We start from the raw sequence: 22,234 nt of genomic DNA, 5'->3' as shown, positions 1-22,234 counted from the left end.
GAATTGGTTTATGGCCGGAAAGATAAATTTTTTTGACCAGCGGCCGATTAAAATAGGCTTAATACTGTCAGTTTTATATTGTACTTTGGAAGATAGTCAACCACTTTTCCCCTATGATCAATAAACTCTCCACCGGCCGTATTCTGTCTATCGATGCTTTCCGTGGAATCACTATCCTGGTAATGATTTTTGTCAACAGCGTTGCCGGCGTTGCCGGTATCCCTTCCTGGATGCAGCACGCTCACGCTGATGAAGACAGGATGACTTTCGTGGACGTGGTGTTCCCTGCCTTCCTCTTTATCGTGGGCATGTCCATCCCTTTCGCTATCAATAGCCGGCTGAATAAAGGCGACAGCTTCTGGCAGTTGCAGAAACATATCCTGTGGCGCACGCTGGGACTATTGGTGCTGGGGGTGTTTATGGTAAATACCGGTGATCTCAACCCTTCGGCAACAGGTATCAGCAGGGCGTTGTGGGCGCTGTTATTTTACGGCAGTGTGATACTGGTTTGGAATGTGTACACTTTTAAACAAAAATGGATCAGCTGGATGATGAAAGGCATCGGTGCTGTTGTCCTGATCGTCCTGGCAGTGATTTTCCGAGGCGGCGATGATGGAACGCATTATCTCACGCCGCAGTGGTGGGGCATACTGGGACTGATCGGTTGGGCATACCTCTATGCCTGCATCATTTACCAGCTCTTTAAAGGAAACCACAGTGCTATCTTCCTGATGATCGCGGTGTGTATCGGTTATTATATTGTATGCAGACAACCCTTTGCCCAAAAAAGCGAATGGAGCTGGCTGGCATCGCAGAGCGGTAATGCAGCACATACAGCCATCGTGTTGTGCGGGATGCTGTTGACTTTGTTTTATTTTGATGAAGACCTGGGACTGACCGGCAGCCGCCTGATATCGAGGGTTACAGGATTTTGTGCGGTGCTGTTGATCGCCGGTGCCTGGTTGAGGCCAGCCTATAAATTATCCAAGATCCAGGCTACACCCAGCTGGTGCCTGTATTGTGCGGCTATTTGTGTGGCCGTTTTTTCACTTTTGTATTTTTTGATAGATGTAAAACATTTCAGCAGATGGACTTCCTTCTTTAGGCCTGCGGGGGCTAATCCACTGCTCACCTATATTCTGCCGGATATTGTGTATTTCGGAATGATAGCATTAGGACTAAGGCTACCGGCTGTTTTAGAGCAGGGCCTGCCTGGCATTATATGGTGTATGTGTTTCGCAGTAGCCATGTTATTTGTGGTAAAAGGACTGAATAAGTTACATATCCGCCTGCAACTGTAACAATATTCCCCACTCCTTCGTTATAGCGTATACGTTATGTAGAAAAATATCTGCATGAACAACATCCGTATGTCGTTGTTGTACCGTAGATATGGTAATGGCATTTTGTTTGTCGCGTGATTCCGCAGATCGTATTCTTTATCCCAAATTTTACCCCCGATGAAAAAAATAGCAATTGTTCTGATGCTGGCAGGTGTGATTTTAGCTATCTTAGCGCAGTACGCCTACACGAATGACTGGATGTGGTTTCGGATTTTCCACACACTGGGATTCATAGGATACATATTTATCATTAGCGGACTGGCTTATTTTTCCCTGTGGTTCATTCATCAGCTTTCCCGCGATGAAAAAAACAGGATCAAGCGTTATTATCATCAGCAGCACAGCGAAAAAGAAGCCTGAGCCCTACAACGGCAGTAACCAATGGCAACAGATACCTTCACGCTTAAGTTTGAATATAAGGGCCACCCTCATATTCTGGAAGTGAACACCGTACACCAGACCTACAAAACCATATATAAAGTCGTCATCGCTGAACACGAAATTAGTTTTGAGCCAGATGAAGAAGGTTACGTGCGGGCCATTTCCGATAAGCCCATGCACGACCATAGCCGCCCGGTAGACGTCGAATTGTTGCACCACGTGGCGGAACTGATCATCCACCACATCCAATAATCAGCTTTCTGCTTCACCGCGAACTTCATCCCGGACAGATTCCGGGTCCCAGCCCTGCCCTTCGTCCAGCCAGGTCTTGATACGGTCAGAGGCAATGAGTTTCTCCATCTCTTCGATACGCTCCCGCATACTGATGAGGTATTGTTTTTTATCGTCGCGCGTAGCCGATAAGCCCTTCAGCGTCCGTTCATCCTGCCGGAAGAAAGTCCGCGCCGCCCTTTCGCTGTGATAGGCACGTGCACCGAGCATCCGGAGGGCGTCAGCGCCCATGCGCAGTGAGGTGTCCACCGTTTCGCGGTAAATATGCAATACGCCCAGGTCCATCAGCTCAAAACTGTCTTCCACCTGCTGCGCTCTCACCAGCAGCTGCAAATGCGGAAAATATTTCTGGGCCAGTTCCACGATCTGGCGTGTCTGCTCATATTGATCAGTAGCCACAATCAGCAGTTTGGCGTCGGCAGCGCCGGCAGCCGCCAGCAGGTCGTACCGGGAGGCATCGCCATAATATACTTTAATGCCCAGGTTATGCAAGGCGTCCACCCTGTCGGAATCCATATCAAGGATGGTACATTTGATGCCGTTAGCCCGCAGGAAACGCCCGGTCATACTACCAAAGCGCCCAAAGCCCGCAATAATCACCGGGTTCTTTTCATGTATTTCATCGGAAGACCGCTCATCCTGCTTCGGTATCTGACGGGTAAACCGCGGCTGTACCACTTTCTCATACAATAACATAATCAGCGGCGTCAACGCCATACTGATGGCCACAATAGCGGTCAGCATCGCGGAAAGCCTGGCATCGATCAATCTCACCTGGTTGCTGAAAGCCAGCAGCACAAAGGCAAATTCACCAATGTCGGCCAACGCAAAAGCAAACAGCAGGTTCTGGTCTGTACTTAGTTTGAATACCTTCCCCAATATCATCAACACCGCCGCTTTGATTAACATCAGGCCCAGCACAAGCCCAAATATCAACAACGGCTCTTCCATGATAAGGGTAAAATCAATGGAAGCGCCTACAGCAATGAAAAATAGTCCCAGCAGCAAACCTTTGAAGGGCTCTATGTCACTTTCCAGCTCATGACGGTATTCACTGTTGGCGAGCACTACACCGCCCAGAAAAGCACCCAGCGCGGAACTTAAGCCTACCAGGTTCATTAGCACGGCAATAGCCACCACCATTAACAGGGCCATGGCGGTAAACAGTTCCCTTACACGCGTGCGGGCAATGATACGCATCAGCGGATTGACAAGATAACGGCCGGCAATAATAATAGATGCTACAGCCCCCAGTACAACGAGTGTTTGTCCCCATGCCGGAAGATTGTCGCGCAACGACGATTCATGCAGATCGGCAGTATTAGCGGCGCCACTGGCCAGCAGCGGGAAAATGGCCAGCATCGGGATAACCGCGATGTCCTGGAACAACAACACGGAAAAGGCGCTCTGCCCCGCGGCAGTGCCCATCCACCCTTTTTCATTGAGCGTTTGCAACACAATAGCGGTTGATGACAATGACAGGATCATGCCCAACGCCAGTGAAGCGTTGAATGGCTGTCCCAGCAGGTAAGCCAGACCGGCGATGGCAGCGGCACTGCCCAGCACCTGGAGCCCTCCCAGCCCCAGAATGGATGTCCGTAACCGCCATAACAATGTTGGCTCCAGCTCCATCCCGATAAGAAATAACATCATCACCACGCCAAACTCGGCGAAATGCATAATGTCTTCTCCCTCTTTACCAATGAAGCCCATGACAGACGGGCCAATGATCACGCCGGCTATCAGGTAGCCCAATACGGCGCCCAGCCCCATTTTCTTGGCGAGCGGCACAAACACAATGGCGGCGGCCAGGTATACCATTGACTGAAATAGCAGCGAATGTTGGTTCATATGGAGCGGGTTTGGGATGGAAGTTGTAATGCCTCGTTCATGTAAGTCAGCCGTGGCAGGGCTGCCGGATCTATCTTGTCGTCGCGCAGCAACTCCAGCATATGACGGTATTGCTCCGCAGCCGTACGTATATCTTCTATGTCCATGCGGTGTACGCCGTAAATCACATAAGGAGCGGCATATTGCATGTTGCACAATGCAGCGGTCTGTGAATACGGCAACAGAAACTGATGTACCGGATACTGATGGATGCCTTCAGGCTGATAGTTTCTTTCTGAGCTTCCGGCAGAAATCACATTGCCGAAATACTTTCCCTGCAAAGCTTTGCCGGTATGTCCGTATGCCCAGCCGTGTTCCAGCACCAGGTCCAGCCACTGCTTGATAATGGCCGGAGCACTATACCAGTAAAAAGGATGCTGTAAGAGAATGATATCATGCTTTTCGAGCAATTGCTGTTCCCTGGCCACGTCAATGTCAAGATCCGGGTACCATTCATACAAATCGTTGATGGTAATACCCTTGATACCCCTGATGGTGGCCAGCAGCTGCTTATGCACCCTGGATTTTTCCAATGCAGGATGTGCAAAATTGATTAATACCCGCGCCATATTTTGATGTGTCTATCCTTCGGAATATTCCTGTAACAATAACCGGTACTTATTCAGTATACGTGATTTGGAAACAAACCCCATCAGCCTTTTGTCCTGCACTACCGGCAAGTTCCAAACATGTGCCTCATCAAATTTTTTGAGCACCAGCGTAATGTTGTCTTTTAAAGATACTACTGCCGGCGGAGCTTTCATTAATTTCTTAACCGTGATGGTATCATATAGGTCCGGACTGAACATGATGGGACGAATGTCATCGAGCGTGATGATGCCTTCCAGTTTGTCCTGCTGACTTACAACGGCAATGATATTACGGTGCCCGTCTTTCACGAGTTCTATCAGCTCCCGCAGACTGCTGCTGATATCCACCCGCTGGATGTCCTGTTCCACGAGGTCCTGCATCTTCAGCATCAGCAGGATGTTGTTGTCGTGCGCTTTGGTAAAGACTTTACCTTCTTTGGCCAGCTCGGTAAGCTCTGGTGAGATAGGGGAAAACCATTTGGCCATCAGGTACGAAGTGGTGGAAACAATCATCAGGGGGATAAACAAATCATACCCGGAGCTGGATTCTGCAATCAGGAAAATGGCAGTCAGCGGAGCATACATCACACCCGCCATCACGCCAGCCATGCCTACAATTACGAGATTGGTGACCGGTACATCAGTGAAACCTATCTGAGAACAGAGCATCGCAAAAAAGAATCCCAGGAACCCGCCGGCAAAAAGGGAGGGCGCAAAATTGCCCCCATTGCCACCGCTCTGGATGGTGATGGACGTGGCAAACGCTTTCAGCAGGCATACGCAACCGGTGAATACCAGCAGCATCCAGCTTTGTGGTGGGAAGTACCCGAAGAAGCTGTTTTGCAGAATGGTTTCGCCATGACCTCCGGCCAATGATTTTACGACCGTGTAGCCCTCGCCGAACAACGGCGGCATCGCCACGCAAAGGATGGACACCAATACGCCACCCAGCATGGCTTTACGCAACGCGCTCCATTGCAGGTGCTTAAAGAAATGTTCTACTTTCTTCGATAACACCACAAAGTAACGCGCGTAGAAACCGCACAGCAGGCCGAGGACAATATAAAAAGGTACGTTATGATAGTTGAAGGGGGTGCGTGATTCAAAATGAAAGAGCACTTCTTCCTGGAGAATGATCTTCGATAACAGGCTGCCGCAGACGGCGGCCACCACCAATGGCATGAAATCGGAAAACACAACGCCTGTCAGTAAAATTTCAAAGGCAAACATCATCCCGGCGATGGGGGCGTTAAAGGCAGAGGCAATACCCGCTGTAGCGCCAGCGGCCAGCAGCAACGTCCTCTCTTTGTACCCCAGGGAATACGTCCGGGCATAGTTCGAGCCCAGTGCCGCGCCGGTAACGGCAATAGGGCTTTCCAGCCCGGCAGAGCCACCCAGGCCAACGGTGACGGCACTTTGCAGTATCTGCGAATACATTTTCACCGGGGGGATAAGGCTGGAGTTTTGCGCAATTTCGTGCAGAATGGCCGGAATCCCTTTGCGGGACTGACCCTTGAAAAAGAAAATAACGATCAGGGTGGTCAGTACAATCCCCAGAAAGGGAAAGACAACGTAAAAGATCACCTGGGTACTGAAGTGTACCTTGTAGGTAATAACGTAGTGGATATAGTGTACCAGCATTTTGAGCACCACTCCTGCCAGGCCGGCAGAGCAGCCCACGAGAATACCGGACAGCAGCAGGAACTGACTACGGTTCAGTTTGCTGTGAAGCCAGTGTAGAAGCAGCTCATAGCTTTTGGCTTTGCGGAGGCTGTATTGTTCAAAATCCCGTTTAAACCTGAAAAAACCATGGTGCTTCCGGATACGGCTATATTTACTCATGGCGCAAATTTAAAGATCAGAGCTCAATCAACCCATAAACTTTATCATTCATGTAAGGTCCGCCTGGATGTCTGGCGGTATAATCCAGGTTGATCCAGTACTCCCCTTTCAATTCGTGGTAATAGAGTTCTTTGATTACGGGTTTGGGAAACAAGGTGATAATGGCCTGCTTCATGATCTCAAAATCTTCTTTGTCGCCGCAGTACAGCTCAGGATAGGCGTGCCCTTTGATCAGTACGATACGGCAGCGGGCCCCAATGGATTGAAGACAGGAGGTCATCAGGATGGAGTGATCGTCACAGTCGCCACCAAGGCCATTCTGGATCGTTTCCTGCGGCGTGGCGAAATATTCGTCACGACGGGAATCCAGGACATATTTAAAATTGCCGTTGATATACCGGAAGAGAGACAGGAAACGGGTGATCTTCCCGTATTTATAAAAATACTCGTCGTAAAAGTCCAGTGAGTGCTTCACGGAGAAGTTGCGGACCACGGAGTCCTGGTAATTGACTTTTTCCCTGATGCCCCGCACGGTTTTGTCGCGGTAGCTTTCCACGCGACGGGGGTACAAGCTGAGGATGTCCAGCTGCTTGCTGTCTTTTGTGCCCCAGTTGCCTTGCACCATGCCTTTGTAGTCGTTCAATACATTCGTGAAAGTATAGTCATCACGATATTTGTTGATCAGCAGCACGCTGCACACCACCAGGAAAGCGGGGATAATCAAAGGCCGGAAAACCCATCTCAGGGCAAATACTATCAGAAGGCTGATCAGGAAAGACACAGCCAGGTCTATATGGAAGCCTCCCGCTACAATGGGCGGGAGGAACCGGTTTATAAAAGGTGCGAGTGGTGCCAACGTCAGCAGGCTCAATATATTGAGCAACAATTGCGTAGACGTTGAATATTTACTTTCATCAATGGCCATTATGCTATGCAATAAAGCAAAATTATGCCATAATCACTTCGCAAAATTTGGAATGGCCTGTTTAAAGGAGGTGCTGTTGCGAATTAATTCTATTTGTTGTTGCGTGTCTGTGATCTGTTTGTCCATGTTCAGGTCGCGGTAAATGTTCTTCAGCAGGGCGAAGTTCATCAGCGCCAGTATTTTCAGGTCCAGTTTCTGTGCATGTTCAATGGCTATTTCGGCCACACGGATCGCTTTATGGAACTCGTGTTCATTATAATATACCGTGGCATGCAGCAGTTTCTGGAATGATTCCAGGTGTTTTCCGCTGAAATAGTCGGAGGAGTATTTTTTGATGACCTGGTCGGCGTGCCGGCAGATCCTTTCCGCAGATTTGATATTGCCCATTCCCAGATGCCCCTGCGCCTGCCATAGCAGCAGCATCAGGCGGAAGGAGTCCGCTTTGCGGTAAGGCAGTGACGGGTATGCCTGGAACAATCGCTGGGTGAAGTTGAGCAGGTGCTCATAATCTTCCATCAGCAGGAAAGCGGTGCCCATGTTACGGAATACGATTTCCTGTGCCACAGACATTTGCTGCCGGGAAGCATGGCCCCAATACTGTTGGTACTGGTATATCTTGGCGCGGATGCCTTCGTTCACAAAACCGAATTTGAGATACTCATATATAAAGAGGAGTATTTCGTAAGGGGTTACCCACAGTTCTCCGTCAAATTCATCTGCGTTGTACAGCTTTTTGATGCTGTTGAGTTCCAGCTCGCACTGTTCTGCGTCCAGCTGAAGCAATGCCATGCTGAAAAGCATGTTGCGGATCTTGAGTTTGTCTTCCCGGGCTTCGGCCAGTCCCAGCAGGGCATTCAGCACTTTTCGTTTGCGGAAGTGCATGAATTCATCATTGATGATCTGGTTGAGCGGGTTCTTTTTGAAGAATCCTGCGGGGAAGATCGATTTCAGTTCCACCTGGTTGTTGCCTTCATGCTGATAATGAAGCACGAGATATTCGAGCAGATGTGATTTTTCGATGTTTGCCAGCGGGAGATGGAACATTTTGATGATGCCTTCCGTTTGCCGGGTGGTGATCGCATAGCGGAGCAGCCAGCGGAACACCCCGATGCGGTAAGGAGATTGTGGCAGATGGTCGAGTATGTTCCGCAGCAGGTTTTCGTTGATTTCCTGATTGCTTTGCTGGAGGTAATGCATCGCTACGAAGTATTCCAGCAGGAACGTATGGGCGAAGCGCACTTTTACATGGAACATGATTTCCTGGCTGAGGTTTTCCTCCGCAAGGATGTTATCTGCCAGTAGTTCCTTATAGGCAGGGAACAGATCGGCGTTTTGATTAAGCAGTTTGCTCTTGTCGATATAGATGCCGCTGCGGCCATAGTCGAGTTGTGCCAGCAGCTTTTCTATGATCTTTATTTTAAAGGCATTGCTTTGTGAGTTGAAGACGCGGTTCTGTACAAACCGCGACACGATCTCGAACAGGCTGAGGTGTTCATCCACAAAGTTCTGGTCTGGTCCGGTATTAAGCTGACAGAAAAGCTGGAGGTAATACGGGTTCCGTAATTTCTGCAGGAAGCTCTCTGAGAACATCCGGATGGTGGACGGGTCAAAATGGTGGTTATAGAGCACAGACTTCACTTCCTGTTCCGTGAGGGCGGGCAGGTTGATGTTTGTTTCCTCGTCCATTTCCGGTCCCAGGTACCAGTACCGGCGGAAGGCCGGATATTGGTGGGAGTGCTGGAATATCTCTGACCAGGTGCTGCTGCGGATGGAAAGGATGACTTTCACCCAGGGGTAGCGGTCATTCGAATAAACGAAGTCTTCCAGCTTGGTATATAATAGTTTGAGTTTATCTCCTGAAACGGCGATTTCATCGAAGCCATCGATGATGAGTATCAGCCGGCCACCTTTATTATTAAAGTGACTGGAGAAGTATTCGCGGAAGTTTTCTCCTTTGCCGAGGTCCATCTGGTTGTCCAGCCAATTGGCGAGGGAGAAGCCTTTGAGCAGCAGGCTGCCGGCGGCGTGTGCGTGGATGAACCAGCATACGTCGTGTTTAAACCGGGCATCCCTGCAGAACCAGAAGTGTTCGGCGAGGTGTACCAGGGCCACGGATTTGCCCCATCCTGAAGGGGCTATCAGGGCGGTGGCAGCGTAGTCGCTTTCGAGGAACCGCTCAATGTGCGCATTACAGAACGTTCGGGGAACAGTAAACGGGAATGCTATTCCCGAACGGTTTTTAAGCGTCAGGATAGTGTAGTGGGATACTGCATCCGCTTTGGTTTTCAGTTCATCCCATCTCCGTGTGTCCAGTTGCTGGTTGCTGCGACTGGCGCTGTTGAGCAATTGATAATGATGTTGCTGAAAATCCTCCCAGTCCTTAAACCGGCAATATTGTGAGAGCGTGTTCAATGTGTAGCGCGAAAAGCTGTGTTGTGTAACAGCAAATCCGAATACCCTTTTGAGCGTTGTCTCACTCACCAGTTTGGTGGTGTTATCCAATATGGACTGAGCCAGATTTTTGCAATCTGCCGATGACATGACTTCAACACCGTATCTGCGCAATACTTCTTTCTGCAGTGTCATGATGAAGTCATAGGATAGATCAATCATAGGGGACAATAAATGGATTAGGAATTTTCGATACTTCATTAAGTACGTCTGAGTCAGTGGTTTAGATTTATAAAAAGCAAAATGAACAAAATGAACAGGAAATTTTAAAAATGATTATATATATGAGAATTTATAATAAAGATACTTTTGTGTTATTTATTTGTTTATTATTTTATGTGTAATATAATTGTATATTAATTAGATAGATGGAAAGTCAACTCTGGTGGCCTTCGCTGGTGGGTATCTAAAAAAAGCAGAAGAAAAATAAAAAAATTTACCCGTCAGCCCGGTTCCCACCTGCCCGGATAAATGTCAGGACATAAAAAAGATGACCGTCGTCATCAAAATGAACAAATTGAACAGCTGAATCTGCCAATGAATGAAAGGGACACTGCCGCCCAAAATGAACTAAAATGAACCACCTTTTATCCCCTTCTTCACTATACATTCGTAACGTTTTTGCAAACCTTTAACATATGATTGAAAGTGGGATACATCTATCACCTCACTTTTCCATCATTGTCATGTAGCCACGTCGTAACCTATCCTGCCGCCAGAGTAATTTGTAATTCATTGCAAAATGAATATCGTTTTATTTTAATATCTGGTGCTATGCATTCAAACACTACTCCTAATTGCCCTTTTATTGCTGCCCCTATCACCCAATCCAGGGCAAAAAGTGCCTTGAACACAGCCGTGTCACTATTCTTCAAAAGGCATACCCGGTTATTGGGAAACCTGCTCTTACTGTTGATGACCTTCGGGATGATAGCACAGCCGGCCATGGCGCAAACACAGACGCAACGTGTATATGCGAACAGCGAAGCGCATGCAGCCACAGGCCTTTGCCTTATTTGTAGTGTGGCTAACCCTGACAGCGCCAGGGACGTCACCGGCAACTTTCTGCAAACCGGATCAGTAATCAATGCCGGCGTCGCCGCTTTGGCAACTATCTACCAGGAAGTGATCTTCCCCGCCGGCCAGACACCTTCAGCGACTGACCCCGCCATCGTGAAAATCGGTACCGGCGGAACACTGCTGTCTCTTGGCCTGGCAAGTGCAATTAAGGTACAGGCGTATAACGGTTCTACGCCGGTAGGTACTCCGGCCAATGTTGCCGGGACGTTGCTGAACCTCCTCGTAAGCGGCAATCAGGCAGAAGTGTTCGTTCCTGCACCGGGAGCAGCATACGACAGGGTACGCGTAACAATTGACGCAGGATTGCTCTCTGCGGCATTAAGCCTGAAAGTATACGCTGCATATTATAATAAACCTGCTACCGGCACTATAGCCTGTAACACCCCCATTGATGTGCTCACCGGTGCTACAGCCGATCTGGGCCTCGCTTCATTAGGAGGAGTTACCAATGCACAAAATGCAATAGACAACAACATCTCTACATATGCTACCATGCAGACTGCACTGGCAGCTGCCGGACAGGCGCAAATTACTGCCATCTACCCCGGATTGTCCAAGACGGGAGACTCGGTCAGGGTCGTCGTCTCGAATCCAGGCACATTACTAACGCTTCAGCTATTAAATTCGATAACCATTCTAACCTATAATGGCGGTACCGTCGTTGATAGTATTCCAGGCAACAGCAATCTGCTTCGCCTGGATCTGTTGCAAGGGTCCGGTAGCATACAAACGCTTTCGTTTGCTTCAAGCGGACCATTTGACCATATTCAGGTGAGATTCGGGGCAATTGTCAGTGCGCTTGCTGCATTAAATATACATGAGATTCAACGCTTGTCCCCTGCCCCGGTTTCTGCAGGCGGCGTTCTTAAGACCACCTGTCTCGGTACGGATGTAGTACTGAATGTAAGCAATCCTGATAATGTCAATTATAACTATACCTGGTACGATTCTACTCAAACCAACATTGTGGGAACTGGTTCCAGCTTTACCGCTTCGGGGGCTACTGCCGGTTCTTTCCGGTATTATGTATCTGCCATGCTGAAAACATGCTCCGCTTCTGAATCAGCGAAAGCACTGGTGACAGTCCAGGTCAATAAATACGCTACTGCAGCCGACATTACTGTACCGCCTACTACCGCGGTCTGCGCAAATGTCGCTACCATTACACCTTCTGCTACCAATCCTTCCGGTACACCTACCTTCAAATGGTATAAAGACATCAATAAAACCACCCAGATCACCAATGGTCTGGTAGAAGGGGCCATCAGCTACGCTATAGACGCTGCGGGCAAACTCACCATCACCGGACTTACTGCTCCGTCTACTACCTTCTATGTTAGTATCACAGACAGCACCCATTGTGAAAACCAGGCCGGCGCGCTCGCTGCTGCTACTGTTACTGTCGGTACCAGCCCTGTTCCTCCGGTAACAGCTACCGGCGTTTCTGCAGTTGTCAATCAACCCATCACGCTGACGGCCTCCGCTCCTGCCGGCACCATTGAATGGTACACTGATACTACACTGGCCGCGGTTGCTACTGGCCCGTCTTACAACATCGGATCATTCCCCACAGCAGGAGTACATACCTACTTTGTAGGCGTACGGCTGCCGGGTGGTTGCTCCTCCGCCAGAATTCGTGTAGATGTCACCGTTACAACAGGCGGCGCTCCGGTTTCCTGTAATGCACCTACCACCAGCGCATGGGGCACTACCCTCGGTTGTGTGCTTTGTGCGGTGAACAATCCGAACAACGCGGTGGACAGTGATCCGACCAACTTCTCACAACTGAGCGTTCCGGTCGGTCTGCTGGGTGGGTCTGCTTTCGAACAGCTCATCTTCCCGCAACCAGGCGCAGCGACAGACAGTGTGCGGTTTGATCTGGAATTCCCGGATGGTCTGGCCAATGTCTCCCTGCTGGGCGGCGTAGTGCTGACAGTAGCTAATGGCACCAATGTGGTGACAAGAGACACATTGGGCAGCCTGCTGCATATTTCACTGCTTTCCTCTACCAGGGGATATGTGACTATTCCTGCCGTCGGCGCCTTCGACCGCGTGGAAGTGAAAATGACCGGCACGCTGAACCTGCTGAATACCGTCAATATATATGGTGCACGCATCATCAGCCCTAACCCAACCGCACTGGTACGAAATGTAAAAGCCTGTCTTGGTTCCACTGCCACCCTTTCCGCTACCGTGGCACCGGGCACCAGCATCCAGTGGTTCGCGGATTCTACTACCACTACAGTATTGAGCACCAGCAATCCGTTTACTACGCCGGTACTCAATACCCCTGGTACCATAACTTACTGGGCACAGGTGGTAGGCACCAACAATTGCGCTAACCCTGATCGTATACCCGTTGTAGTTACTGTGAATACACTGGGTACTGCGGCAGACATTAACCTGGCAGATACCACCCTTGGTTGCGTTAGCAATACTGCGGTGCTGAAACCTACTTCTACCACGGTTACCAACCCGGTATTCACCTGGTATAAAGACGCGAATAAAACCACCGCCATCACCAACGGCCTGACAGAAGGCGCGGTACACTACGCACTAGACAGCGTGGGTAACCTCACCGTCACCGGTCTGGCCCTTGGCAACTATACTTATTATGTAGCCGTTACCGGCTCCAACCGTTGTGAAAACGCGGCAGGCGCACTGAAACCTGCTGTGGTAAGCATCGTGAATGCTCCGGCTTCACCAGTGGTGACCGGCACTGTTGTAGTGGCGACCGGCCAACAGGCAACACTCACCGCTTCACCTGTTCCGGGCGCGGTAATTAACTGGTACGCTGATTCCACTACTACCACCATTGCCGGTACTGGTACCAGCTTCGTGGTCGGTCCGTTTAATAATCCGGGCACTTACAGCTACTTCGCTGCCGTAAGCGTTCCTGGCGCCTGCTCTTCTGCACGGGTACGTGTAGACGTAGTAGTGACCGGTCCGGTTATTCCTTCTCCGGATTGTAATGTGCCTACCAGCCAGGTTTCCGGTACTACCCTTGGTTGTATTCTCTGCTCCGTGCAGAATCCGACCAATGACATCGACAGTTCTAAAACCAACTTCACGACCCTGAGTGTACCAGTAGGTTTACTTGGAGGTGCCGTATACCAACAGCTCATCTTCCCGAACCCGGGAGCCGCAGGCGACAGCATCCGCCTGACCATGGCAGCTCCGGGCGGCCTGGCCGATGTAAGCCTGTTTGGCGGTATCGTGATCACTCAATATAATGGCGCTACTGCTGTGAAAGCAGATACACTGGCCAACCTGCTGACGCTGCGTCTGCTGAGCGGTCAGCAGTTCAACGCCACCGTAGGCGCTACCGGAACTTATGACCGCGTGGAAGTAAGGCTCACCGGCACGCTCAATCTGCTCAATGCTATTGATATCTATGGCGCACGCGTGCTCTATCCGAACCCAACTATCAGTGGTACTGGAGATACCGTGTGCGTAAACCAGAAAGCAACCCTGTCAGTAACACCTGCTGCCGGCACTACCGTACGCTGGTACGCTGATTCTACCAGCAATACTGTATTAAGCAGCCAGAATACTTATACCACTGATACCCTGAGAACACCTGGTAAAGTAACCTACTTCGTGCAGGTGGTGGGCGCCAACAATTGCGCTAACCCTGACCGTATACCGGTGACAGTAGTGGTAAATCCGCTGAGCACTGCGGCAGACATCAACCTGGCCGATACCACCCACAGCTGTGTTAGCGGTGCCGCCATGCTGAAACCCACTTCTACCACCGTTACCAACCCGGTATTCACCTGGTATAAAGACGCGAATAAAACAACACCTATCACCAATGGCCTGACAGAAGGCGCGGTACACTATGCATTAGACAGCGTAGGTAATCTCACCATCACTGGCCTTGCCCTTGGCAATTATACTTACTACGTGGCTGTAAGCGGCGCAGGCCGTTGTGAAAATGCAGCAGGTGCCTTGAAACCTGCTGTGGTAAATGTGGTGAACGCTCCGGCTTCACCAGTGGTGACCGGCACTGTTGTAGTGGCGACCGGCCAACAGGCAACGCTCACCGCTTCACCTGTTCCAGGCGCGGTAATTAACTGGTACGCTGATTCTACGACTACCACCATTGCCGGTACCGGTACCAGCTTCGTGGTGGGTCCGTTTAATAATCCGGGCACTTACAGCTACTTCGCTGCCGTAAGCGTTCCTGGCGCCTGCTCTTCTGCACGGGTACGTGTAGACGTAGTAGTGACCGGTCCGGTTATTCCTTCTCCGGATTGTAATGTGCCTACCAGCCAGGTTTCCGGTACTACCCTTGGTTGTATCCTCTGCTCCGTACAGAATCCGACCAATGACATCGACAGTTCTAAAACAAACTTCACCACCCTGAGTGTACCAGTAGGTTTACTCGGAGGTGCTGTATACCAACAGCTCATCTTCCCGAACCCGGGAGCCGCAGGCGACAGCATCCGCCTGACCATGGCAGCTCCGGGCGGCCTGGCCGATGTAAGCCTGTTTGGCGGTATCGTGATCACTCAATACAATGGCGCTACTGCTGTGAAAGCAGATACACTGGCCAACCTGCTGACGCTGCGTCTGCTGAGCGGTCAGCAGTTCAACGCCACCGTAGGCGCTACCGGAACTTATGACCGCGTGGAAGTAAGGCTCACCGGCACGCTCAATCTGCTCAATGCTATTGATATCTATGGCGCACGCGTGCTCTATCCGAACCCAACTATTAGTGGTACTGGGGATACTGTGTGCGTGAACCAGAAAGCCACCCTGTCAGTAACACCTGCTGCCGGCACCACCGTACGCTGGTATGCTGATTCTACCAGCACCACCGTATTAAGCAGCCAGAATACTTATACCACCGATACCCTGAGAACACCAGGCAAGGTTACCTATTATGTTCAGGTGGTGGGCGCCAACAATTGCGCTAATCCTGACCGTATACCCGTAACCGTTACTGTATCTCCTGCTCCTCTTGTACCAGGCACCGATCAGACCCTGAACCTCTGCCCAGGTACCAGTGCAGCACTGGCGGTATCCAATCCGAACAGCCAGCTTACTTACAACTGGTACAATGTGGCCACTGGCGGAACCAAACTGAATACCGACAGCGGATATGTATTTAATGTACCGAATATCACCAAAGACACTACCTTCTATGTAGAAGCGATGAGCGCCTGCGGTACTGTTTCTCCAAGACAGGCATTCCACATCGTGATCTCTGCTTCGCTGAGCGCACCGGTGGTAACGCCTAATCCTGATTCTGTCAACATCGGTACACAAGCCGTTCTGAAAGCCAGCTCCAATGCCGCCAACGTGACATTCACCTGGTATGGCAGCCAGGCCGGCAATGACAGCCTGTTCACCGGTCCGACTTACGCACCGCCTACTCAGAACACGCCAGGCACCGTGACTTATTGGGTGAAAGCATCCATCAGCGGTTCCTGCTCTTCTATCCGCGTGCCGGTAGTAGTGGTATACGGACAGTTTACTACTCCAACACAAGTACCTTGCGAAGGCGCCACTACCCAAACTATTGGTGGCAGTGGTCTCCTGGTGCTGGGCAATGTATACAACCCGCAGCTGGCAGTGGACAATGATGCCAGCACCTACTCTTCTCTCGTGATCAACCTCGGTGTACTGAATGCAGAGGTATGGGAAAAAGCAGGCTTTAACGGCCTCTCCGCTCCTGGCGATACCGTAAGGGTACTGCTTTCCGATCCAAGTGTGGTATTGTCTGCTTCACTGCTGGGCGGTGTTCAGCTGACCACTTATAATGGCAATGCTCCGCAGGATTCTGTGACCGTCAGCGATCCGCTGGTGAAACTCAGCCTGTTGAGCAACGGTACCCAGGCTATCGCCGAATTTGTACCGGCCCATCCGTTTGACGCGGTACAGGTGAAACTGAAATCCGGCCTCGTAGGCGCCCTGACAGAAATAGGCTTCAACTATGCACAGCGTGCATTGGCCAAACCTGCTGTACAGGCCTCTCAGGTAGCTGTTTGTTCCGGTAACACGGCAACACTCAACGTACAGAACCCGGCAGCAGGCGTTACTTACCGCTGGTATACTTCCAACGGTACTTACCTGACCGGTAAAGATGGTACTTCCCTGACTACCGGTGCGCTGACTTCAGACACCAGCTTCTTTGTGGAAGCTTACCGCAACGGTTGCGCAAGCACGGCAAGAACACAGGTCGCTGTGAAAGTGGCTGCAGCTCCGGTTGCACCGACCGTTCAGTCCAATGATGTGAAAGTTTGTCCGGGTTCAGATGCGGTACTGGCTATCGCCACCCCGCTGGCCGGCTACACCTACAACTGGTACAATGTAGCTACCGGCGGTACCAAACTGAACACCGACAGCGGATTTACCTATAAAGTTGTCAACGTAACAGCACCTGCTACCTACTATGTAGAAGCGGTGAATGACAGCTGTAACACTATCTCTGCCACCAGAACGGCTGTTAACGTGAGCACAGCAGCATCACTGCCTGATCCGACCGTAACACCGAACCCTGACACCGTGGTAGTCAACCAGCAACCGGTATTTACTGCATCTGCTTCTACCGCTAATGCACAATTCTACTGGTTTGCTACCCAGACCAGCACAGACACCCTGTTTAAAGGTGCGCAGTATGCCGCACCGGCATCCGCTACCATCGGTACCGTTACCTATTGGGTAGTAGCTGCCGTACCTGGCGCCGGCTCCTGTACTTCTGCAAGAATACCGGTAACCGCTGTCACCATCAGCGACAGGCAGGACCCTGTGCCATGCGAAGGCGCAAGCTCCTTCACCATCGGCGGCTCCGGCCTCCTGGTGCTGGGCAATGTGTACAACCCGCAACTGGCCGTTGACCAAAGCGCCAATACTTACTCTTCCCTCGTTATAGACCTTGGCGTACTGAATGCTTCCGTTTGGGAAAGAGCTTACTTCAATGGTGTCTCCACTCCGGGCGATACTGTAAAAGTGATGGTCACCAACCCAAGCCAGGTGCTTTCTGCCGCCGTACTGGCCAGCCTGCAGCTGACAGCCTACAATGGTAATACGGCAGTAGACTCCGTACTGGTGTCTAACCCGCTCGTTAATCTCAACCTGCTCAGTGGCGGAAGAAGCGCACTGCTGTCCTTCGTACCAACCCAGCCGTTCACTGGTGTGGAAGTGAAACTGAAATCAGGTATTGTGGGCGCCCTCACAGAATTAGGCTTCAACTACGCACAACGTGCTATCGTGCAGCCAACTGTACAGGTGACCAACGCCAATATCTGTAAAGGTCAGCAGGCGACGATCAACGTGGTGAACCCTGTGGCCGGTGTAACTTATGGCTGGTACGACAGCCACGGTAATCACCTGCTCGACAGCATCGCCTACGTGACACCGCCAACCCTCGATTCCGGTACTTACACTTATACTGTAAGAGCTATGCGGAACAACTGTAGCGGCGCGGCTTCCCTGCCAGCAACAGTAACTGTGTACGGTACGCCGGCTACTCCGGTTGCCACCAAAGACAGTGTGACCACCTGCTTGAATACTCCGGTTACCCTCAGCGTAAATGCAGTGCCCGGCGTAAACTTCAACTGGTACGATGCTGCTACCGGCGGCGCCAAACTGGCCTCCAATACCAACACGTATACCACTCCGTCCAACCTCGGCGTAGGTACCTATAAATTCTATGTAGAAGCAGTAAACGGCAACAACTGTACAAATGCCGCCGGTACACGAGCAGTCATCACCCTCACGGTGACCACTGCAGCTACCGCAGCTGATATCAATGTAACAGATCAAACCATCTGCGCTGGCGATACCGCTGTACTGACACCGACATCCACTACTGTGGTGAACCCGGTATTCAAATGGTACGCTAATCCGGATAAGACTGGCCCGATCACACAAGGTGTTAGCGCAACCGGTGTGCTGTCAGTCTCCGGCCTCGCACCAGGTACTTACACCTACTACGTAAGCGTAAGCAGCGCAGGCAACTGTGAAAACGCTGCCGGCGATCTGAAAGCAGCACATGTGACCGTTAACAAACGCTCCACTGCGGCAGATATCATCCTCAATGATACTACAGCATGTGCGAAGACAACGGTGACACTGACAGCTGCCACCACCACTGTGACTAACCCTGTATTCAAATGGTACCAGGACGCTAATCTGCAAACACTGCTGTTCACAGGTCCGTCTTACACCACAGGGCTGATCACAGCAAATACTACCTACTATGTGACCGTAGAAGGAAGCAACAGTTGCGCTAACGCAGCAGGTACTGCCAAAGCGGTGAATGTAAACATCACCAGCCTGCAGACACCAACTGTGACCGCTTCCAACACTAATATCTGTGCAGGTGACTCCGTAGTCCTCTCCGTACAGAACCCGGTGAATACCCTTACTTACCGCTGGTACAATGTGGCCACCGGAGGTACTGCCCTCTTCACCGGACCGGTATATATCGTGAGAAACCTCACCGTGTCCACTGACTTCTATGTGGAAGCAAGTGCAGGTAGCTGTACCGATACTACCCGTGTTAAAATATCCATCGGCGTAGGTACTGCACCAACACCGGTACTGGTATCCGACAATGTGACCACCTGTACGAATACACCGGCCATATTGATGATCCTCAACCCGGACAACGCACTTACCTATAACTGGTACACCACACCAACCGGCGGCACGCCAGTCTTCACCGGACAGGTGTTCACCACACCACCGCTGACGACTACCACACAATACTATGTGGAAGCGGTAGGAGATCCGACCAGGTGTGGCGCCGCTTCTCCACGTGCTACTGCAACAGTAACAGTAGTTACTGCTCCGCCTGCACCTGTGGTAACACCGGCGGCTGTTAATACCTGCTCCGGTTCCAGTGTGACACTGACCGTGCAGAACCCGCAGCCGGGTGTGAACTACCAGTGGAATGATGCGGCTGGCAACCTGGTATTCACCGGCACCACCTACACCTTCACTGCCGATAGCACCACCACTTATTATGTAAGAGGAATCGTTGGCGGCACCTGTCCAAGGTCCTGCGGCGGCTGCCCTGGTCCAAGGACTGCCATCACCGTAACGGTTAACGCAGCACCGGCTACTCCGACTGTTGCAGCCACTTCGCTCAACGTTTGCGCTGGCGGCACGGTAACACTCAGCATCCAGAACCCTGTTGCAGGTACCACCTACAACTGGTATGATGCTGCTACCGGTGGCACGCTGCTCGGAACCGGTAACACTTATACTACTAACCCGCTGAGCGTAACGACCGACTTCTATGCTGAAGCCAGCAACGGTAACTGTACCAGCGTGGTAAGAGCGAAAGTGACCGTAAGTGTGGGCACTGCACCAACACCGGTACTCGAATCCAATGCACTGACCATCTGCACAGGATCTACTGCAACACTGCGTGTGACCTCTCCAGTGAACAATATCACGTATAACTGGTACACCGTACCAACAGGCGGTACGCCAGTCTTCACCGGACCGGTTTACACTACCCTGCCGCTCACCGCCTCCACCGACTTCTATGTGGAAGCAGTAGGAGATCCGGCGCTGTGTGGTAATCCTTCCGCAAGAGTAAAAGCTACTGTAACGGTAACCTCAGCTCCTGCTGCACCGGATGTAACAGCTACCAGTCTCAGGACCTGCGCAGGTACCGGTGTGACAGCATCTGTGAAGAATGCTCAGCCAGGATTTATTTATCAATGGTATGACGCACCAGTAGGCGGTACCCTGCTCTTTACCGGTGAGGTATACAACATACCGGCCGTAAACAACACTACTACCTACTATGTACAGGCCAATATCGGCACCGGCTGCTCCAGCGCCACCAGAACTGCGGTTGTGGTGAACGTAGACCCTGCACCGGCAATGCCGACAGTAGCGTCCAACAACCTGACCATCTGTATCGGTGGCAACACCACCTTCAGCATCCAGGCACCAGACCCTGCGCTGACTTATAACTGGTACGATGCTCCGACTAACGGAACGCTGCTGGCCACCGGTCCAAGCTTTACTACCGGCGCGCTGAACAGTACCACTACCTTCTATGTGGTGGCGAAGAATAATAATGGCTGCGCAAGCTCAAGCGTGAGTGTGACAGCCACTGTGATCACCACTATCGACGCTCCGCTGGCAGATCCGATAACAACATGCGCTGGTCAGACCGTGACGCTGGCCGTGAAAAACAGTGTGGCAGGCGTCATCTACAAATGGTATACACAGGCTACCGGCGGTACGCCAGTATTCACCGGTGCTAACTACACCATCACACCGGGCGGTAACGCGACTTACTACCTCGAAGCTGCTACCAGCGGCGGTTGTGTAAGCGCCAGCAGAACAGCGGTGAATGTCACCGTCAATGCAGCCCCGGCAGTACCGGTGGTGGCTAATGCAACACTTCAGACTTGTCAGGGCCAGACCGTGACACTGAGTGTGCAGAACCCTGATGCAACGCTTACTTATAAATGGTATACTACCGCAACCGGCGGAACGGCGATATCAACCGGCAGCAGCTTTACAACACCACCGGTAACCGCTAACGCGATGTACTATGTGGAAGCGGTGAATGCTACCGGCTGTCCAAGTGCAACACGCACCGCTGTAAGCGTTCAGTTGATCAGCGCTCCGGCCGCTCCGACAGTGACCGGCAACGAAAACGGTATCTGCCCGGGTAAATCAGCCACGCTGACAGCCGGTTCAACAACGGCGGGTGTTACCTTCAACTGGTACACCACACCTACCGGCGGCACACCAGTATTTACCGGTCCGGTGTTCACTACACCTGCGCTGAATACGACCACGACCTACTATGTGGAAGCTGCAAGCCCCTCCGGTGGTTGTGTGGGCATAGGCGCAAGAACAGCCGTGATCGTCAGCATGCTGCAACCGCTTGCTGCACCGCATGTGTCCTTCAGCAACATCACTGCTACCAGCGTCACCTTCACCTGGAACGCTGTTCCAGGAGCGGTACGCTACGAAGTGACCCTCGACGGTGGTGCAACCTTCAGCGCTCCAAGCACAGGCCCAAGCGGTACTTCACATACCGTGAACAACCTGCAGCCTAACCAGACCCTGAACTTCGGTGTACGGGCCATCGGCGCCAGCGATTGTGAAACCAGCGGACTGGGTACGCTGACTTGTACAACATCCAACCCGCAAGGCAACAACATCTTCATACCAAACCTCTTCAGCCCGAACGGCGATGGCGTAAATGATGTGTTGTATGTGTACGGAACAGCGATCGCGCAACTCGAATTCAGAGTATACAACCAATGGGGTCAGCTGGTATTCACCTCCAAAGACCAACGTCAGGGATGGGATGGTACCATGAGCGGACAGAAACAACCGGTAGGGGTATACGTATACATCGTGAGAGCGACCATGCAGGATGGACAGGTGATTACGAAGAAAGGTAACGTCACCCTCATGAGATAATGACAGGAACAGAAACCCGTAGATTA

9 protein-coding genes are annotated in these 22,234 nt (G+C 51.3%); 4 read left to right on the top strand and 5 right to left on the bottom strand.

The genetic code is table 11. The features are described 5' to 3' along the window. Positions 1-113: 113 nt before the first annotated feature. From HGH92_RS10470 to HGH92_RS10460, 3 genes are all read left to right on the top strand, one after another. Entirely contained in the window at positions 114-1,301 is a 1,188-nt protein-coding gene (locus tag HGH92_RS10470) for a DUF5009 domain-containing protein (RefSeq protein ID WP_168870671.1), read from the top strand. 159 nt (positions 1,302-1,460) lie between these two features. Further along, a complete protein-coding gene (locus HGH92_RS10465) occupies positions 1,461-1,703 on the top strand; it encodes a hypothetical protein (RefSeq protein ID WP_168870670.1) in 243 nt (80 codons plus the stop codon). Between the two features lie 21 nt (positions 1,704-1,724). Further along, positions 1,725-1,976: a hypothetical protein gene (locus HGH92_RS10460; RefSeq protein WP_168870669.1), complete on the top strand. Its 252-nt coding sequence runs from the start codon at positions 1,725-1,727 to the stop codon at positions 1,974-1,976. On the opposite strand, the gene HGH92_RS10455 is transcribed toward HGH92_RS10460, so the two are convergent. The 5 genes from HGH92_RS10455 to HGH92_RS10435 are packed head-to-tail and all read right to left on the bottom strand — an operon-like array spanning position 1,977 to position 9,875. After that, the gene (locus HGH92_RS10455; RefSeq protein ID WP_168870668.1) at positions 1,977-3,866 is read right to left on the bottom strand and encodes a monovalent cation:proton antiporter-2 (CPA2) family protein; all 1,890 of its coding nucleotides are present in this window, start codon (positions 3,864-3,866) and stop codon (positions 1,977-1,979) included. Further along, positions 3,863-4,474, bottom strand: coding sequence for an NAD(P)H-dependent oxidoreductase (locus HGH92_RS10450; RefSeq protein WP_168870667.1), 612 nt, complete (start codon positions 4,472-4,474; stop codon positions 3,863-3,865). The genes HGH92_RS10455 and HGH92_RS10450 overlap by 4 nt, the downstream gene beginning before the upstream one ends. Before the next feature lie 12 nt (positions 4,475-4,486). Continuing rightward, entirely contained in the window at positions 4,487-6,337 is a 1,851-nt protein-coding gene (locus tag HGH92_RS10445) for a chloride channel protein (protein ID WP_168870666.1), read from the bottom strand. 16 nt (positions 6,338-6,353) lie between these two features. Beyond that, positions 6,354-7,262, bottom strand: a complete 909-nt coding sequence (locus tag HGH92_RS10440; protein ID WP_168870665.1) for a transglutaminase-like domain-containing protein — start codon at positions 7,260-7,262, stop codon at positions 6,354-6,356. Positions 7,263-7,295: 33 nt separating this feature from the next. Further along, positions 7,296-9,875 carry an NACHT domain-containing protein gene (locus HGH92_RS10435; RefSeq protein ID WP_168870664.1) on the bottom strand — a complete coding sequence of 860 codons (2,580 nt, stop codon included), beginning with the start codon at positions 9,873-9,875 and terminating at the stop codon, positions 7,296-7,298. 729 nt (positions 9,876-10,604) lie between these two features. Between HGH92_RS10435 and HGH92_RS10430 the strand changes: the two genes are divergently transcribed. Then, on the top strand, positions 10,605-22,208 hold the full coding sequence (locus tag HGH92_RS10430; protein WP_168870663.1) for a gliding motility-associated C-terminal domain-containing protein: 11,604 nt from the start codon (positions 10,605-10,607) through the stop codon (positions 22,206-22,208). Positions 22,209-22,234: the final 26 nt, after the last annotated feature.

Origin of the sequence: Chitinophaga varians (assembly GCF_012641275.1) — a bacterium.
GTDB lineage: Bacteria > Bacteroidota > Bacteroidia > Chitinophagales > Chitinophagaceae > Chitinophaga > Chitinophaga varians_A.
Note: the sequence above shows the minus strand (reverse complement) of the source record. Positions and strands in the feature narration are given on the sequence as shown.

Bases quoted from the DNA above. Each gene is read 5' to 3' on its own strand.
- HGH92_RS10440 (WP_168870665.1), bottom strand. From the start codon at position 7,262: ATGGCCATTGATGAAAGTAAATATTCAACGTCTACGCAATTGTTGCTC.
- HGH92_RS10455 (WP_168870668.1), bottom strand. From the start codon at position 3,866: ATGAACCAACATTCGCTGCTATTTCAGTCAATGGTATACCTGGCCGCC.
- HGH92_RS10460 (WP_168870669.1), top strand. From the start codon at position 1,725: ATGGCAACAGATACCTTCACGCTTAAGTTTGAATATAAGGGCCACCCT.
- HGH92_RS10470 (WP_168870671.1), top strand. From the start codon at position 114: ATGATCAATAAACTCTCCACCGGCCGTATTCTGTCTATCGATGCTTTC.
- HGH92_RS10465 (WP_168870670.1), top strand. From the start codon at position 1,461: ATGAAAAAAATAGCAATTGTTCTGATGCTGGCAGGTGTGATTTTAGCT.
- HGH92_RS10450 (WP_168870667.1), bottom strand. From the start codon at position 4,474: ATGGCGCGGGTATTAATCAATTTTGCACATCCTGCATTGGAAAAATCC.
- HGH92_RS10435 (WP_168870664.1), bottom strand. From the start codon at position 9,875: ATGATTGATCTATCCTATGACTTCATCATGACACTGCAGAAAGAAGTA.
- HGH92_RS10445 (WP_168870666.1), bottom strand. From the start codon at position 6,337: ATGAGTAAATATAGCCGTATCCGGAAGCACCATGGTTTTTTCAGGTTT.